Below are 17056 nucleotides of genomic sequence, written 5' to 3'. Positions count from 1 at the left end.
TATCACTTTTTCCTATAATCTACAATAATTATGCCTTCGGAGTCTTGCGTTTGCTGCCAAAACCGTTTTCAGTGCCATTCATAAGGCGCTTGATGTTGGATTTGTGCTTCACAATCACGAAAACAGCCACGATAAGGCTGGTAATCATCAATCCCAAGTTAATGTCATCGGGCGGGAACGGCAGCTTGAGGTAGCCCATTACGGCAAACACGCCAAGAGCGACACAGGCCGCAATACTACCCACCGATACATACTTCGAGGCAAACGTGAAAATAATCCACACGCCAAAAGCGCTAAGTGCCGTAATCGGACAAAGGGCAAGGAACACGCCCAAGGCCGCAAGTACACCCTTACCGCCGCGGAATCCGGCAAAGCAAGTAAAGCTGTGACCCAGAATCACCAGGAGGCCTGCAACAAGCGGCACCCAGTGAGAATAGTCAGCGCCACCGGCAGCCACCTGGGCTTCACACATCTTCATGGCAATCCACGGACCAAGGATACCCTTGATCAAGTCCATAAACACCACCGGGAGTGCGGGTTTCCAGCCGAGCACGCGGAACGTGTTGGTAAGGCCCGCATTCTTGGAGCCGTAATCTCTAATGTCGAACGACTTTCCCTTTGCGATTTTTGCGATCCAGATCGCGCTGGGGATTGACCCCAGCAAGTACGCTATTGGAAGACTCAGTAAACTGTTCAAGATCTTCATCCTTTCTAAGGGTTAATTTCTGGTCGAAGTTCAAGCGGAGGGGCGCACCCTGCAGCTGGAATTCTTCGTAAAACTGTTTGAGCAAGTAACGCTTGTAAGAATCGGCCACCAGTTCCGGCGTGCGAGTTTCAATCGCAATCACAGGCGGTTCCACCATAATCTGGCAGGCGCGAGTGAGCTGTACCACGCGGGCGTTCTGGCTCGGCACTGGATTCTTTTCCAAGAAACTTGCAAAGGCTTGCGCCACACGGTCGCGGCCAAGCACGCGACGACAGTTGGCATACACCGTCTGAATAGCCTGCACAATGCGGTTTACACGCTGGCCTTCCTTGGCGCTTGCCGAAATAATCGGCACGTATTCAAGCATCGGTTCGCGTTCGAGCATGTCCTTGACCATGTGGTCAAAGGACTTTTCGGTCTTGTCCGGGAAAATATCCCACTTGTTGAGCACAAGCACCAAGCCCTTGCCCGCCTTGCGGATTTCGGTAATAATGCGGAAGTCCTGAACTTCGAGACCACGCGTACAGTCGACCATGAGTACCGACACATCGGAGCGGCGAATACTTTCGAGCGTACGCATGTTGCTGAAAATTTCGACTTCGTCTTCGACCTTAGCCTTTTTGCGAAGGCCAGCCGTATCAGTCACCACGAACTTCTGACCATCGACCGCAAAGTCGCAGTCAATGGAATCGCGCGTTGTACCCGGAATATCGGACACCACGGCGCGGTCTTCATTCAGCAAGCGGTTCAAGAGCGTGCTCTTACCGGCATTCGGGCGACCGAGAATAGCAAAGCGAATCGGGCGTTCTTCGCGGCGTTCACCACGCACAGGCGTCGGGAGCACGGCAACGACTTCGTCCATCAAAGAAAGGCAGGCATAGCCCGTGAGCGCACTGATGGTACGCGGGAGGCCAAAGCCAAGTTTCAGGAACTCGTAACTTTCTTGACGGTCGGCACCGTTTTCGCTCTTGTTCGCCACAAGAATCACCTTCTTGTCGAGCTTGCGGACCATACGGGCAAACTGTTCGTCGAGTTTGGTAATGCCCACGCGAACATCGACCATAAAGAGCACCAGGTCGGCCTCTTCGACGGCGTTAAAAATCTGCGTGCGCACGCTATCGGCAAGCACGTCGATGGAATCGTCCGGCAAGAATCCGCCGGTATCGACCACCGTAAATTCATGGCCCTTGTAATTGGCCGTCTGGTAATGCCTATCGCGGGTCACGCCGTCGCGGTCAGAAACGACTGCGGCACGACGCCCCAAGATTCGGTTAAAAAGAGAGGACTTGCCCACGTTCGGGCGTCCAACAATACATACGACAGGTAATTTCATCGCATGTAAATATAGAAATTAAACCGCTAAATCCTAGTTACAATATACAAGAAAGCTCGGCCAAGGCCGAGCTTATTTGCTTACTTAAATGTTGCAGTGATGGTCGTCACTTCGCCAGGGTTAAAGGTTCGGGTCGCTTCTTGAACACCGTCGCTCCAACCACTGAACACGGCGCCAGCATTTGCCTCGGCGGTTACAGTCACCGGAACATCGCGGAAGAAGTTCACCGCCATCGAGCTTTGGTCAAGCGCCAAGTTATGCACCAAAATCTTGCCCGAGCCCTGCGACGAAAGTGTGACCGCGGCAGGTTCGCCCAAGCTAAAGTACTGTTGCATTTCGCTCATGATAGTCTGCTGGCGGCTCTGCGCAAAGGACTTAATCCTTTCGAGATTGCTGCTGTAAGAGCTAGCGTCAAAACCCCAGAATTCAATGTCACGATTCATTTCGGACTGCACCTGCGCCTGCAAATCATCGATTTGCTTTACAAGACGGTCTGCAGAGAAGTTCATCGACAAAAGCACGCAGAAGCGGTTGATAAACGCCTTCTTGAAGTTTTCGTTTTCGAGCAGGCGAATCATGAGAATCGTGTGTTCCGAGATAGAGCCACCAGACTGCTGGCCGCCACCCATGCCCGGCATCATACCCATGCCATTTGTTCCGTTACGGTTTGTGACATAGCTGAACACGTTGCTATTCTGCGTATTGTAAGACACGCCAAAGCCAAAGTCAACATCGTACAGGAACCATTTCCATTTGCTCTTCTGGCTTGCGACACGCCACTTTTTCATATTGTTGTGCGGCCAGTCGCCATTATTCAAGAACATTTCGGCCTGCATGTAATTCATGTAGTTGTCGACATCAATCTGGTCCGCAATTTTCTGGTAGTTGGCATCGCTTGTGAGTTCATTGCTTTGGAGCCAATCAAGCATAGCCAAGTAATCAGTTGCCGAACCCGTAGACGCTTCGTTTGTCGCATCAATCAAGTCGATGTCATTCGGGTCGAGACCATACCTAGTTTCGTAGAAATATTCGTTGTTGCGTTCACGCAAATCATGCAAGCCGTAATACTTGCCGTTATAGAATACAACCACGTAACGCCCGTGCTGGTAATCGACGCCCAAGCCTTCCGTCATCTGAGTTCCTATGCGGTCGCGCACATAGTCATTACCGCAATTATTACCGAAATTACGGAGCGAGAAAGCCTTGAATTTTTTGAGTTCGGGATAATCCGGGAACAGCGAATACTTGAGGCGTTTATCGCCGTATTCTTCGCGCAAGGTAATCGAGAACGACTTCTTTTCTTTGGCACGGCTGTACTGGCCCGAAATCTTGTAGTCGCCCATGATTCCGAATGCAGGAGTCTGCGGTTTGTTCGGCTCAAAGAGTTCTACATACACGGGGAGTTCGCGGTTACTCCAGAAGTTTGCGCCCTTCTTCGGATCCATCATGGCAGCACCATTACCTGTCATGTAAAGGCCTGTATCAGGGCTGAACATCGAAAGCGGATCAGTCGTTACAAACAAGGTTGCAATAGACGGTTGCGTTTCGAATACGTATGTACGAATCACTTCTTCGCTCGGGTAGGAACCTGCCGCAAACACACGGCAACGGAGCACTGTCGTAGCGCTGATATTCAGAGTCTGATCGACTACAGGAGAATTTTCCGTCGGCGCAGTACCACCCTGTTCGCAGCGAGTGCCAGCTGGGAAGGTGACCGATACCGGGGACGAATAGAATCCGGAAGCCGGAATATTCACTTCGTTAGTCTGAGCCTGTATTGCAAACACTTCGCCCACAGTATTGCCATAAGGCGAAGGCGTTGCAAAGCCCCATTTGCCAGCAGCATCGCGAGACCAAGATGCACCTGTAGGCACTGCAGAATAGCGCACGGAGTCAAGCACACCTGTTTCGCTCACCAAGTAAAGAGCGCCACCTTGGTCTTCGGCCTTGAATGTCGTATGCGGTTCATGGCCGCGCTTGCGAGCTATGTAAGAGGTTACCTTGATGGTTGTCGATTCAGAGCCCTGTGTTTCGGTCGCGAAAGTCGTCGCAGTCACATTGCTACGCTTGATATCGGCAGCATTGTCGCCGAGGCGCACGTAATACACCGTCGACGAATCGCCTGTACCGCGAAGATTCTTGCCAGTCCAAGCGCTGATATCATTGCCTTCTTTAAAATTCACACGAATCTTGTGGGTCTTGGTGATAAAGCCGCGAATCACAAGCTGGTCGGCATTACCAAGTTTTGCAGAGCCAGAATTGACGACTACACGCGTATACGTGCCGCCCTGCGCCACCTTCATGACAGCGCCAACCTGGTTCACGCCGCCTTCATTAAAGCAAAGCGAAGACTGTCCGGGCAGATTTTCGGCATTTCCGGTATTTCCCGTAGTACCGCCGATACCTGCGCCAGCGCCACCGACACCACCGCCAAAGTCGCCCATTCCACCACCGATGCCACCAAAATCGCCGAAATCAAAGCCGCCGCCCCACATGCCCGTACCACTAGAAACTTCGGAAGAACATTCCGTAGTAATCATGTTCACGGAATCAGAAGGCGGAATATAGTCGGCATAGTTCTTGCCCGAAAGGAACACAATCATGTGGCTCTTGGCAGGAATAGTCGCATTGCCAAAGACCCAACGGCGCGGGTACTTGACATCGTTACTCAAGGCTACACCCTTCAAACTTACCGGAGCATCACTCGTATTGTAGAGTTCGAGCCAACCGGGGTCATTGCCATCATTATCTTTAAAGTTTGCATTCGAAGGCGAAACTTCAGAGAAAATCACCGGGAAATTGCCCACAAAAGGCACTGTCGTATCTACGGCGACCATGCCCGGGTCTTCACCAGGGAGCGGGCCTTCGTGAGAATCATCTTTTTTAGAAGATGACGACAAACCGACCTGAGGATTTTGCGGATCATCGACAATCGCAGAACTCAGTCCTGGAATCGGCTGATTGTCATCACCTATAACCAACGAATCACCCGGAACATCAGAACCGGGTTCAGGAAATTCTGGATCTGTTCCAGAACTGCTACTGTCTGAGCAAGCCACCACACTCGCCAAGACCAACGAAAGCCATACATTCAAAAAAAGTAAATTCTTGGTCTTCATACCATAAAGATATACACCCCTCATTGTAATTCAAAGACAAAAGATTGTTTACGTGATGTAATACACAACAACAAAAATGCCTTTTTTTGCATTTATTAGGGAGTTTGGGAAAATTAGCCCCAAAAAAAGTTATTTTCAGAACATGAAGAGAGTCAAAATCGGAAAAATGTTTACCGCCGCCCTTTTGGGCATCGCCGGAATTTCTACGGCATGGGCAGCCCCCCTGTTCATTGGCTACTACCCCGATTGGGGAAAATGGCATAAACCCGCCTACACGGTAGACAAAGTGCCGTATGACAAATTGACTCATGTACTGTGGAGCTTTATCACGCCAAATACGGACGGTTCACTCAAAGGTGATGCCGCAGACGACCCGAGCGCACTTGATTCTATGGTAACGCTTGCGCATGCCGTAGGCACCAAGGTGATCGTCTCGCTCGGCGGTGGCGGACAAAGCGAGAACTTCGTCCCCGTCGCATCAGATGACGCTCTCCGTGGAAAATTCATTGCAAACCTCGTGCAGTTCGTTGCCGACCACAACCTGGACGGTCTCGACATGGACTGGGAATGGGAATACAAACCGCCCGAAGCCGACACGATTGCCTACAGCAAGTTGCTCACCGAACTTCGCGAAGCGCTCCCAAAAGACAAGAGCCTTTCAGCAGCGCTCCCCTGCTCGCCCTATTATGGCAAATGGTTTACGCCCGAAGTGCTCGTGAAAAATTTGGACTGGTTCGGATTCATGACCTACGACATGACTGGCGACTGGGATGAAAAAGCCATGTTCGATTCGCCACTCTACCCGCACGAAGGTTACACCACCTGGTCGTGGGAAGAAACGCGTGATTATTGGAAAGAGCGTGGCGTTCCTACCGAAAAAATGGTCTTCGGAATACCCTCGTTCGGGTTTGAATTCAAGGGTGCCACAGGCCCGGGCACTGATTTTACCAAGGGTTCTGCAAAGCAAGTCGCCTACAAGGATATTGTCAAGAACACCGACTGGGAATATTTCTACGACAGCGTCGCCGTAGAACCCTACGGCGTATCATCCACCGGCTACGTTACCTTTGAAGACCCGCATTCCTCTGCCATCAAATCCCGCTGGGTCAAGGAAAACGGCTACGCGGGCATCATGGTGTGGGAAGTCTCGCACGACTACATCGAAGGTACAGGCAACCCAATCCTCGACAGCATCTACATCGCTCTGCAGTACGCGAACGCAGCCATTAGGCCTCACTACGGCAAAGCTATGAGCAATGACAGGCGCAAAACCCGCGCCACCGATCTTAAAGGGCGTAATGTTCCCCCAAAAGCCGCACGCGGGGCATATTATCCGGTAAACGGGAAATAAGTTCATATTTTTTACTTGACTCAAGCCTTTCAACACGATAGATTTAGAATAACGGGTATTCCCGACAGGAGTGTGTATGAAGAAGAATTTGATAATCGCAGGTAGCGCGGTTGCATTATTGGCAACAGCGGCGTTCGCGGCGGATCGTTCCGTCGCGCTCAAAAAAGAAATCGAATCACTCGAACCCATGAAGGGAATCGTGTTCTGGCCCGACCAGGCCAAGAGCCAAAAGAATTTGCAGGGTTCCATTTCGCTCGAATTCTCGTACTGTCTCCCCTGCGCCGTGGTGAAGGGCAAGACCGACGACAAGATTGACTACGACTGGAGCAGTTTCGAAAAGATGCTCGACGATATCGCGAGCCGCGGGCACCAGGCCATCGTGCGGTTCCGCATCGAGTACCCAAGCGAAACCATCACGAACGCATCGGGCTGCACCGAGAAGGTAAAGGGCGCCACCGCAGTCCCCAACTACATCAAGGCGAACAAGTCCTACACCGAGACGTATTCCGAAGACCCGGGCGGCGACGGCCCCACGTATTATGCCGACTGGAGCAACAAGGAACTCCAGTGGTTCTACAAGCAGTTCTACACCGACTTTTCTGCGAAATACGACAAGGATCCACGCATCGCTTTTGTGCAGGCAGGTTTCGGACACTGGGCCGAATACCACATTTACGGCACGACGCTCAAGCTAGATACGAACTTTGCAGGCAAGGGTTACCAGAGCGAATTCCTGACGCATCTCGATAGTTTGTTCAAAGAAACCCCGTGGAGCATTTCCATAGACGCCGCCGATAAAAAATACACGCCCATCGCCGGCAACAAGACATTGCTCGGGCTCAAATTCGGCCTGTTCGACGACTCCTTCATGCACAAGGAACACGACATTTCACAGGGCGATGGCGACAACGAAAAGAACTGGCAGGCCATCGGCACGGACCGCTGGAAGACATCGCCCGCCGGCGGTGAAATCAGCTATTACGAAGACAAGGACCAGCACGAATTCTTGAACCCCGCAGGCCTTTACGGCGTCACCTGGGAAGATGCCGCCGCCAAGTACCACATGACCTACGTGATAGGTAACGATGCACCCGAAGGCAGTTACGCCACCAAGGAGCGCGTGTACGAGGCCAGTTCCTATGCGGGCTACAAGTTCGCAGTCACGGGCTATGCGGTCAACAAGATTTCTGCAGCCGTTCGCGTGAAAAACATCGGCATCGCCCCGCTGTACCACAACGCCTACGTAACCGTGAAGGGAGTGCGCAGCGAAAAATCGCTCAAGGGACTCTTGCCTGGCAAAGAAGCAACCTTTACTGTAGCGGGCATCCAAATCGGCGATAGCGAATCGCCCGAAGTTTCCATTACCAGCGACAAGATTCTGAAAGACGCAACTATTCCCTACAAGGCAAGCCTCGACGGTAGCGCAAAGCCGATTGAAGGCCTCCTTGACGAAAACGGAACGACAGCCATTGCTGGGGCTCGCATTCTAAACAGCGGCAATATCGGCAAGGCTCGAGCAGGCAAAATCGACCTCAAGGGTCGCAATGTTCCGGAAAAGGCAGCCAAAGGCGCCTATTACCCCGTTTTAAAACGCTAGTTTACACAATTTTATACAAATAATCCATACCAAAAACATTTTTTTGTAGAAAATACCCTCGCAAAAGGGTATTTTTATGTTATAGAAAATTGAGGAGAACTTATGAATATTCGCAAACACTGGAAAAAAGTCTTATTATCATCAACCGCATTCTTCTGGGCAAGCTGCGGAGGCGATAGCGAAAGCGTTTCTGCTGCAGGCGGAACCACCAATGAGGCCCCCGCCACCCTAATCCCCGACTCAAACTCAACGATTGACGACGGCGGCATGGTCGCCCTTTACGGCGTTCAAGCCGTCATTGATCTTGACTCGGGCGCCATTTCCAGTTCTGACTCCTGCGATGGCGACTGCACTGTTCCCGCTTCTTCTGAAGATGCAGCCGTTTCTAGTTCCAGCGAATCGGCTGAACCCAGTTCAAGCCAAAGCGCCGATAAAAAGCTCAGACTTGCAAGCGACACGACCATCACCTGCGTTCACACTTTAGACAACGACGGCGGCAGATGCCTTGATGCTGAGGACCATCAGAAATCAGTCAACGCAATCAAAAAACAACTCGCCGAAAATCAGACCCTAACTTTGGAGCAGCTACGAGAACTTGAAGACGAAAATGAAGACCCCAGCATGGACATGGAAGTCTGCCTATACGGCGTTTTCTCAACGTCTTGTACACATGTCAGTTCACCGTCGCCCATATACAAGTGCTCCAACGGAAACATCTATTCTTACAACACAGTCTATTCTCTACAACATGACGACGACCCTGACAAGGGCGGTTTGATTGAAGGGGAAGGCAAGCTTCTCTACACTCCAAAAGAATATAAAGAAAAATATCCCGAAAAATTCCTATCCAGCTCTAGCGAAGAACCGAGTTCTAGCAACAGCGCTCCGCCTCCGTCTCCGCTTTGCCAAAAGGACGATTTTGCCACTTATGGAGACATGGAAAAAGTCTTCGTAAAAGACAGGAATGATCTAGTGGACAGCACCAAGATTGCTGCCGGAGACAATCTTTCGGAAAGCGAATCCTTGTGTCTATCGGACATCCGGATTAGCACATCCTATGCATCGGTAGAAATTCTTCCCAAAAAGCAAATCTGCGACGGCGACACCACTGTGAACCCGACCTACCAGGAACGAATCGACAAACACAAGGAATTCATCCGCAAGCAAATCAAGGAATGCCTGGACGAAGAGAACTAGGTTATCAGGAATACTTGTTGTTTTTACAGCTCTAGTAGCCGCTTAAACGCAAGCCTGAACCATTCGGCATCAAATTCCGCTTTTACATCATCAGCCCAGTGGTTGTAATAACGCCACTGGCTAAAAATCGCATTACCTAAAACATGATAATCCGAACAAACAGCAAACAATTCTTTATACGAGTTGCCTAAAGTATTTTCAGAATCACAGTTGCAAAGTTTCTCGAAACTTTCAAAACAATCCATTTCAAAACCAAGATTTCGACAGTCTTCATCAAACCGACCACTTTCGATAAAATCATATACCTTTGCATGGGTTTCATCAGCATCAATTTCATCCAACAAAGCACCCCATTGTTCGACGAAAGTTTCAACATCGGTCGTAACATCAAGCCAATCGTAAGAAGGAGCATTCATCCTATAGAAAATATTGAGTACCTGATTATGAAAAGACTCGACCGCCTTCGATTCCTCCGAGTCACCATAAATCATACCCTTAAAATGTTTGCTCAAAAATTTATAGTGAGAAAAACCTCCATCGCAAACGAGGTCTTCAATCTTTGACGGCAACGCAGAAATACGCTCCCAATTTTCAGTTATCAGTTTCTTGACCGCATCGGCAGTTTCTTTGTATTTCCCTACATAAAAATAAGCCTGAATGCAAGGATTTAGCGAAACATTTTTAATGTAGACGCTCCCATCATAATAGAGTAAAACACCCACATCGATTGTATCGGGAGTATAGAACCCAGCATCTGAATGACTTTCAAAAATAGTCCGGCCACGCGGCTTCTTGAATTGAAGAGCATCCCCGATTGCAAAGTCCCTTGCAATTTCAATTTTTTCTTCTAAGGAGCAATAATCAAAGAGGGCTATATAGCGAGCGACATCCGGTTCATAGCCATAAGGTTCCCACTTGCTGATATGTGCCGCCACAAACGACAAGAAATCCTTCGCTGAATCCGAAGCGCGTTCACTGGCTAACTGTTCTGCCATCCAGGCGCGACCCTTGAAGGAATCCATATACGGATCCTGTTGTTCGCCATGATAATAGCGGCAGTATTTCAAGTCCCGATTTTCATCATCTGTCTGCATAGGAGCCTCCTTTTTAGAGTCACCTATAAATATAGATGATGTTTTACTTCAATGTTTATTTCCGCAGTTTCAATGGCAAAATTGTTTACACAAGACCCCTGCCTAACCACATAAACAGTCATGTATAACATCATCTTTTTCGGAAAAACGTCAATCTGTCATTATTTGACATTGCGGGAATCTATATTTTGCGGCAGATGCATAACCCCGCCTTTTCGTGCGTGTAGGCGGACGGAGGAATAGATGAAAAAGCAAGAAATGGCGCCGCAGGGTGCGGACGCAGCGGTTGCGAAGCCGGACTTTTCCCTGATTGACGAAAATTTGCTTAAATCGCGGATTTACACCATCCGCGGGGTCAAGGTAATGCTCGACGCCGACCTGGCGGAGATTTACGGGTACGAAACAAAGGCTTTCAACAGGCAAGTCAAAAACAATAATGAACGGTTTCCCGAAGAATTTAGATTCCAGTTAACGAAAACAGATATGGAAAATTGTCCAAGGTGCAAAATTTGCACCTTGGACAGGCCTTCCCAAAATATCTTTGTAGATTTTAAGGCGAAGGGCGAGAAGCTGTATCACTGCGGAGCATCTTCCAAAGACGCCGGCAACAAGATTACGACCATCGTGCAGCTGGATGACATCGAAGGATACCGCCCGATGTTCGAGGAATTGTGGGCACAAAAAACGCCACTTTAAATAAGGCGCAGCATCCTTTGTCTAAATCGTTTGTTCTATATTTTTCCCCATGAAGAAGTTCCTGTACATGTTTGCGCTGGTGTTCTTGCTTGTCGCCTGTGATGATGACGATTCCTTCGTGTCGCCGAATTCGGATTCTCCCGAGGAGCAGTCGTCTTCAGGCAAGTCTACGGACGGGAAATCCTCCGGCGGGAAGTCTTCCAGCGAGAAGTCCACGGCCAATTCTTCGTCGAGCAGGTCTTCTTCGAACAGGTATGCGGAAGATTGCAAGGGGCAGCCCGACTATGTGCTCTGCGATGCCCGCGACGGTCAGCTGTACAGGACGTTCGAGTACGCTTCGCAGGTATGGATGGCGGAGAACCTGAACTACGCCATGGAAGGCTCCTTCTGCTACGACGACCAGGATTCCAATTGTGTCAAGTATGGCCGGCTCTATCTATGGGATGTAGTGAACGATGCCTGCCCCGAAGGTTGGCACTTGCCTTACGAGTATGAGTACGAGGAACTGTTCGAGGCTGTCGGCGGCATGGGGACAGCGGCCATGATGCTGAAATCGGATACCGGCTGGTACATAAGCAAGGACGACAAGGGTTACGGAGGCAAGGGCATATACTCGTTCTCGGTTTTGCCTGCCGGACACAGACAGAAGGAAGGCTGGCGTGGGTATTACGAAGAGACATTCGACGCTTTTTTGTGGATGACGGCGGAGTTTGATGACGGCAAGACGAGGTCCGTCGTATTTACGTACGACAGGAAGGAGCCGTATTTCAGACATACCGACAAGGAGCGCTCTGTTGAGGAGGCGAATTCAATCCGCTGCATCAGGGGCGCGCTCGAAAAAATCACTCCGATAGAACCTTCGGGGGAAACCGGGACGGTGACCGACTCGCGCGACGGCCAGACCTACAAGACTGTGAAGATTGGCGACCAGGTGTGGATGGCGGAGAACCTGAACTACGATTACAACGAGGGCTCCGCGATAAGCGTATGCAACGACTCCATCGATGCCGACTGCAAGAAGTTCGGGCGGTTCTACACCTGGTCTGCCGCCGTAGACAGCGCCGGTCTCTTTGGCCCCGAAGGCATAGGCTGCGGGGATTCCGCGTGGTGCGAACTGCCCAGGAATTTCAGGGGTATTTGCCCGGAAGGCTGGCACCTGCCCGATTCCCTGGACTACGACGAGTTGATCCATTCGATGGGCGGAACGTTCATGGCGAGCAAAGCCATGAAATCTATCGAAGGGTGGAAGGAATGCGATGACCCTCAGTCCGTCGTGTCCAACGGGACCGACAAGTACGGGTTTAATGCATTGCCGGCGGGCTACATCTACACCGATGGCAGAGCCGTAAGTGTGGGCGTATATTCCGTTTTCTGGACATCCTCGCCTTCGTACAAGGGCCCGTGGGCCGTAGGCCTGTGGCTCACAAACTGCAGCAAGGGCTACCTGACGGGTTTCTCCACTGACCGGGACGCACTAAATGTCCGCTGCCTTAAGAACTAGGGAGCGGGAATTTTCTTCTATAACTTTTTTCTATAAAATGCCCGTTGACAGCAAAGAAGTCTTATTCTATATTTATTTCCTATTAAAATGACAGGAAATTAAAGAGAGGTAGCAAATACCCCTCCAGCAACTACGTTACGCCATCGGAATCGCAGAAACCGGCTCCTTCAACAAGACCCCCGCCTAACCACATAAACAGTCATGTATAACATCATCATAAATATAGATTCAAATATATGTCAGAAAGTGACAAAAATCGTTTTTTAGGAATCCTTCATAATTTGCCAATAGCCGCCTTTGTCTGGACCAATTCGACGGATAACGTTTTCTCTTTTTAGTCGGCCAAGGTCTCTCTGAATCGTTTTTGAAGCAACACCAATCTTTTGCGCAAGTTCTTTTAGAGAAACAGCATTATTTTCTCGTATAACATCCAAAATCAAATCCGTTCTAGATTTTTCATGGACATTTTCATGGACTTTTTCTTGGACATTTGCATTTTTTCATCAATTAGGGCGTTTTTTAGAGCCAATTTGACAAAGTATATCGACTTTCTGTGTACTTTTCTATGTACTTTTCTGTGTACTTTCCTGTATACTTTTCCGTGAGCCTGAGTCAAAATCGACAATTTACTAACGCACGAAAATGAAAGCCGAGTGACGAGCTTTTCTGGTGGAGTCCCACAAATCTGTAGATACGCGAAGTAAAACGCTCCTACAAATTGTCATTTTATGACATTTAAATGAATATATATTTGTGGTATAACCAAATGGAGGCTATTATGGAACAGAATCAGAAAACCATTAGAGTTATGGGAACGGGCTTTGTCAAAGTTGCTCCCGACACCACAAGGCTCACGTTTGAGGTGGATTCCCTGCACAATACGTACGAAGATGCGTATAACGAGGCCTCCATGGGAAATGGCGAAATGAAATCCTTCCTTGAAAGCTTTGAAATAGACAAGGACTCTCTCAAAACGACAAATTTTTCAATAACGAAAGAAACGGAATGGAGCCGCAAGGAAGACAAGCGGGTGTTCGTGGGGTTCAAATTGAGCCAAACGCTTTATCTTGATTTGCCTATTGACAGTGTTCTTATATCGCGCGTCATCGCGACATTGGGGGATGCATGGCCAGAACTTGAAGTGAAGATCTCATTCATCAAGAAGAATGCTCACGATGCAAAACTTCAAATTTTGGAATCTGCCGTCAAGGATGCACGCGAAAAGGCTGAGGTTATCGCAGCAACGTTGGGGCATAAGCTGGGAGGCTTTGTCAGTGCAGATTACTCCAAACGTAGCGTAGAGATCAATTTTAAGGCTGAGGAACCTTTAGATCTGCGTTGCGAAGCTTGCGTAGAGGATAAAGGAATCGATTTCACGCCCGACGATATCGAAGCTGGCGATACAATCGAAACCGTCTGGTATTTGGAGTGAGCAAAAGAGCTACGATCTAATTCTATTCTTTCTCACCGGACTTAACTGTATCAGAAGTTCTTCTATCTGCTCCTCAGATACCACACCACTAAGCATTTCTAGCAATTCTTCTTGTCGGGGCTGTCCCATTGTTAAACGATATAAAGTAAGGATTTTTATAAGGCGTTCATATTTGATTTTGTCTTTGCTCAATGGGTACATGGCGACAATGCGTTCAATCTTTTCGACAGGGATGTCTTCTTGACGCATATCTTCAAGCATTTTTGGCGGTAAGTACCAATACGGGACCATTTCGCAGTCATTTTCCTTGTAATCACGCTTTGCTGCCTCAAGCATTTCGTTCCAGTCAAATAATTGGCCGTATTTATGTGCCACATTACGGCGAACAGAAAGATTCAAGAATCGGTTTACACGACCTTCGCGCTGTTCCAGTTCCACCGGATTTGCCGGAAGGTTCCAATGCATTACCTTGCGTGCATATTTATGAAAATCAAGCCCTTCTTGACCGACAGATGTACTAGCAAGAACGAAAGGTCGGAAGGGTGAATTGAACACCTTCTGCACATTCAAATTTCGGCTTATTGTTTTGTCATCTAGTTTTGTATTTGCATAACTCAGTGCATAATGAGTTCGCATTCTGAATGGAGCTCGCCCCGTTGGTGTATAGGTATCAACCTGCAAACTGGATTCGCCGCCAACAAAACCGTCAAGCAGTTCTTCTTTGAGTTCTTCACCTTCTTTGCCTATCATGAATGCATATTCGTCCAACACGGCCTGCAAATTTCCCTTGACGCAATAATCGAGGACATATTCATAATAGCTGTCATCTTTGCGATTGTTGATCTTGTAGATGGCAGCAGCGCTTTCGCGTCGATTGAACATGGCTACAAACTCTTCTGCACATTCTTCAGCGATTTCCGCCCTATTTGTTTCATTTTTGAAAATACGGTAAAAACAGCTAGCCGGAGATGCTATCGCCACATTTGTCAAAACATCTGCAGCATAATCAGGAATGGAGAGAAGAGAGTTATTATCCTCAAATTCTTCGGTATATTCCCAACCTTCAATAAGGAATAGCAAACGATGCATGCCAATAGCGGTATTGTTGCCATGCCGCTCCAAGGAATACTTTTCGGCAACGGAATCTAATAATTCATTGACTTTGCGACGGATGGCTGAAGAAACATCTTTTAAATCCCAACCATAGTATTCCTGAGGATTATACAATTCTGCAATCTTCGGGGAGACAAATTTGACTATAGCTTTACCATGCTCGTTTTGGAAACCGTATTTAACGCCGCGTTTCCCTTCGTAAGTCAATTCCCTGCGTTTCCCGATAGTAAGGCGTTCGGCCTCATAGCTTAACAGTGTTGCAAGCATCCTAGGAACCATTGCCCAGGCCGAAAACACCAAGATTTTTGAAAAATCCTTGTTCTTCTCAAAAATGCCGCCCACATTCTTGTAATACGGATGTGAGGCGGGAACCCAAAGTAAGCACTCGCTTTGGGAATCTTCAAATAGCAATTTTTTCAAATACTCGAGTCTTGCGTTATTGGAATCAAGTTCGTTGTAGTTGTATATGTTGCTTTGGGTCAGCATATACTTGCGATGCTTTTTCACGAAATCCAACAAGGCAAATTCGTCATCTTTGAAAGACTTCTCAAAGAGATGTTTCTTTAAATCGTAATCATCGGTAAAAGAAAGGACAAAGGGAGTAGATTTTATATACTCAACGGGGACTTTGTAGGTATGGGCGCGATTATTCTTCTTTTTCAAATCGCTTTCGTAGCTTGCATCCATAATCCGTTGCAACTGGTTATATGAAAGAATATCTCCAATTTTTATCGGGATTTCTAGTGCTTTGGAGTCATCTACAATTCCAGTGTTGATTCTTTCTGTTCGGCACATGACCCTATACATGGCTTCTTCTGCTTTATTCTTACTTGCCTTGAGAATTGTGTAGTTTTCACCATCTAATTGTGAAAGGTTCTTAGAATAGGATTCCCAAACCTGCTGAAATTTTCCGTATTTCGATATGTCTTCGCCCTCGGTGTGCAAGAATTTCATCAACGAAAGAAAATCTTGATATTGCTCGTCAACATTATTCTCGTTCAGTTCTTCAAGTGTACTATAAGGTTTATAGGGTGTTGCCGACAATAGAAGAATCTTTGTATTGGGGTTTCCAAAGAACTTCTTTACCAACATGTTGGTTTCACTATTGTCATCAGGTTCATCGATCAGATTCCTAAACCGTTGGAATTCGTCCATGATGACTAAATCTGGGTCCATTTTCGCGAGACTTATCTCTGCGAAAATACGGCGAAGCCTGTTAATCAAGATTTTAGATTCTTTGCAAATATAGGATGGATATTTTTCCTCAAGTATCTTGAGTATGCTAGGAATAATATCGGAATTATCTTCTCGCGCAAGAATATCTTTTAGCGCGGCATTCATTTCCTCTAGATAATTGCTGCCATTGGCATCGCATTTGACGACTTGATTCTCATATTCTTCAATCCACCCCTCCCAACCATTCTCTACATTCATTCTCATGAATTTGGAAAATCTCTGCTGAACGTCAGAGAAATAGTCTAAACGGCTCAATAACACATAAAGCAGAGCTCGTTCTCTCTTATTTCCACACCCAAGGGTCATGGAGAAAGATGTTGAAGGAGTTAACGGAATTAACTGTTCATAGGCATGGTCCTTCCCCGCTTTTTGGTATATGGAAAGGTGTTGCATCGAAAGTCGACTTTCGCTAATATCTAGAGTATCATCAACACCAAGAGTGTGTGCATTTTGGTTAGCGATATTCGCATTAGAGCATACGTAGACAACCTTGAAATGGTCGTCTAGAATGTTGGGATCTGTACGATGCCATTCGCCGACTATCTTGATAACTTTACTCGCTACAACGGTTTTTCCAAGGCCAACTTCATCGGCCAATAGAACGCGTTTTTGACCGTTTTGGAAAACTTCCAAAATACGGTTTGCGGTAGCTAGCTGAAAATCTTTTGGTTCTTTTAGCAT

11 protein-coding genes and 1 pseudogene are annotated in these 17056 nt (G+C 48.0%); 6 read left to right on the top strand and 6 right to left on the bottom strand.

Annotated features, from left to right (window positions below):
- Window positions 1–28 precede the first annotated feature (28 nt).
- The 3 genes from plsY to QOL41_RS04905 all read right to left on the bottom strand — a co-directional run bounded on the left by plsY (window position 29) and on the right by QOL41_RS04905 (window position 5158).
- Window positions 29–664 carry a glycerol-3-phosphate 1-O-acyltransferase PlsY gene (gene plsY, locus QOL41_RS04915; protein ID WP_283428863.1) on the bottom strand — a complete coding sequence of 212 codons (636 nt, stop codon included), beginning with the start codon at window positions 662–664 and terminating at the stop codon, window positions 29–31.
- A complete protein-coding gene (gene der, locus QOL41_RS04910) occupies window positions 597–2039 on the bottom strand; it encodes a ribosome biogenesis GTPase Der (protein ID WP_283428862.1) in 1443 nt (480 codons plus the stop codon). The genes plsY and der overlap by 68 nt, the downstream gene beginning before the upstream one ends.
- 80 nt (window positions 2040–2119) lie before the next feature.
- Entirely contained in the window at window positions 2120–5158 is a 3039-nt protein-coding gene (locus QOL41_RS04905) for a CotH kinase family protein (protein ID WP_283428861.1), read from the bottom strand.
- 142 nt (window positions 5159–5300) lie between these two features.
- On the opposite strand from QOL41_RS04905, the gene QOL41_RS04900 reads away from it, so the two are divergent.
- The 3 genes from QOL41_RS04900 to QOL41_RS04890 all read left to right on the top strand — a co-directional run bounded on the left by QOL41_RS04900 (window position 5301) and on the right by QOL41_RS04890 (window position 9303).
- On the top strand, window positions 5301–6509 hold the full coding sequence (locus QOL41_RS04900; protein WP_283428860.1) for a glycoside hydrolase family 18 protein: 1209 nt from the start codon (window positions 5301–5303) through the stop codon (window positions 6507–6509).
- A 76-nt stretch (window positions 6510–6585) separates the two neighbouring features.
- Entirely contained in the window at window positions 6586–8106 is a 1521-nt protein-coding gene (locus tag QOL41_RS04895) for a hypothetical protein (protein WP_283428859.1), read from the top strand.
- Window positions 8107–8208: 102 nt separating this feature from the next.
- Window positions 8209–9303, top strand: a complete 1095-nt coding sequence (locus tag QOL41_RS04890) for a hypothetical protein (RefSeq protein ID WP_283428858.1) — start codon at window positions 8209–8211, stop codon at window positions 9301–9303.
- A 23-nt stretch (window positions 9304–9326) separates the two neighbouring features.
- Here the strand turns inward: QOL41_RS04890 and QOL41_RS04885 are convergent, their stop codons facing one another.
- Window positions 9327–10397, bottom strand: coding sequence for a hypothetical protein (locus QOL41_RS04885; protein WP_283428857.1), 1071 nt, complete (start codon window positions 10395–10397; stop codon window positions 9327–9329).
- 258 nt (window positions 10398–10655) lie between these two features.
- On the opposite strand from QOL41_RS04885, the pseudogene QOL41_RS14170 reads away from it, so the two are divergent.
- Both QOL41_RS14170 and QOL41_RS04875 read left to right on the top strand, forming a co-directional pair.
- A pseudogene (locus tag QOL41_RS14170) lies at window positions 10656–10922 on the top strand (ORF6N domain-containing protein); the annotation flags it as partial.
- 220 nt (window positions 10923–11142) lie between these two features.
- Entirely contained in the window at window positions 11143–12594 is a 1452-nt protein-coding gene (locus QOL41_RS04875; RefSeq protein ID WP_283428855.1) for an FISUMP domain-containing protein, read from the top strand.
- A gap of 263 nt (window positions 12595–12857) precedes the next feature.
- Here QOL41_RS04875 and QOL41_RS14240 read toward each other — a convergent pair whose 3' ends face one another.
- Window positions 12858–13034, bottom strand: coding sequence for a DeoR family transcriptional regulator (locus QOL41_RS14240; RefSeq protein WP_502846875.1), 177 nt, complete (start codon window positions 13032–13034; stop codon window positions 12858–12860).
- 338 nt (window positions 13035–13372) lie between these two features.
- On the opposite strand from QOL41_RS14240, the gene QOL41_RS04870 reads away from it, so the two are divergent.
- A complete protein-coding gene (locus QOL41_RS04870) occupies window positions 13373–14026 on the top strand; it encodes an SIMPL domain-containing protein (protein WP_173654713.1) in 654 nt (217 codons plus the stop codon).
- Window positions 14027–14035: 9 nt separating this feature from the next.
- Here the strand turns inward: QOL41_RS04870 and QOL41_RS04865 are convergent, their stop codons facing one another.
- Complete coding sequence (locus QOL41_RS04865) at window positions 14036–17056, bottom strand: DEAD/DEAH box helicase family protein (RefSeq protein WP_173654714.1); 3021 nt, start codon at window positions 17054–17056, stop codon at window positions 14036–14038.

Source organism: Fibrobacter sp. UWB10 (genome assembly GCF_900182935.1).
GTDB lineage: Bacteria > Fibrobacterota > Fibrobacteria > Fibrobacterales > Fibrobacteraceae > Fibrobacter > Fibrobacter succinogenes_O.
Note: the sequence above shows the minus strand (reverse complement) of the source record. Positions and strands in the feature narration are given on the sequence as shown.

What these genes read in the sequence shown, in the direction of transcription:
- der (WP_283428862.1), bottom strand. Translation starts at nt 2,039, where the DNA reads ATGAAATTACCTGTCGTATGTATTGTTGGACGCCCGAACGTGGGCAAG.
- QOL41_RS04905 (WP_283428861.1), bottom strand. Translation starts at nt 5,158, where the DNA reads ATGAAGACCAAGAATTTACTTTTTTTGAATGTATGGCTTTCGTTGGTC.
- QOL41_RS04900 (WP_283428860.1), top strand. Translation starts at nt 5,301, where the DNA reads ATGAAGAGAGTCAAAATCGGAAAAATGTTTACCGCCGCCCTTTTGGGC.
- QOL41_RS04895 (WP_283428859.1), top strand. Translation starts at nt 6,586, where the DNA reads ATGAAGAAGAATTTGATAATCGCAGGTAGCGCGGTTGCATTATTGGCA.
- QOL41_RS04890 (WP_283428858.1), top strand. Translation starts at nt 8,209, where the DNA reads ATGAATATTCGCAAACACTGGAAAAAAGTCTTATTATCATCAACCGCA.
- QOL41_RS04885 (WP_283428857.1), bottom strand. Translation starts at nt 10,397, where the DNA reads ATGCAGACAGATGATGAAAATCGGGACTTGAAATACTGCCGCTATTAT.
- QOL41_RS04875 (WP_283428855.1), top strand. Translation starts at nt 11,143, where the DNA reads ATGAAGAAGTTCCTGTACATGTTTGCGCTGGTGTTCTTGCTTGTCGCC.
- QOL41_RS04870 (WP_173654713.1), top strand. Translation starts at nt 13,373, where the DNA reads ATGGAACAGAATCAGAAAACCATTAGAGTTATGGGAACGGGCTTTGTC.
- QOL41_RS04865 (WP_173654714.1), bottom strand. Translation starts at nt 17,056, where the DNA reads ATGCTAAAAGAACCAAAAGATTTTCAGCTAGCTACCGCAAACCGTATT.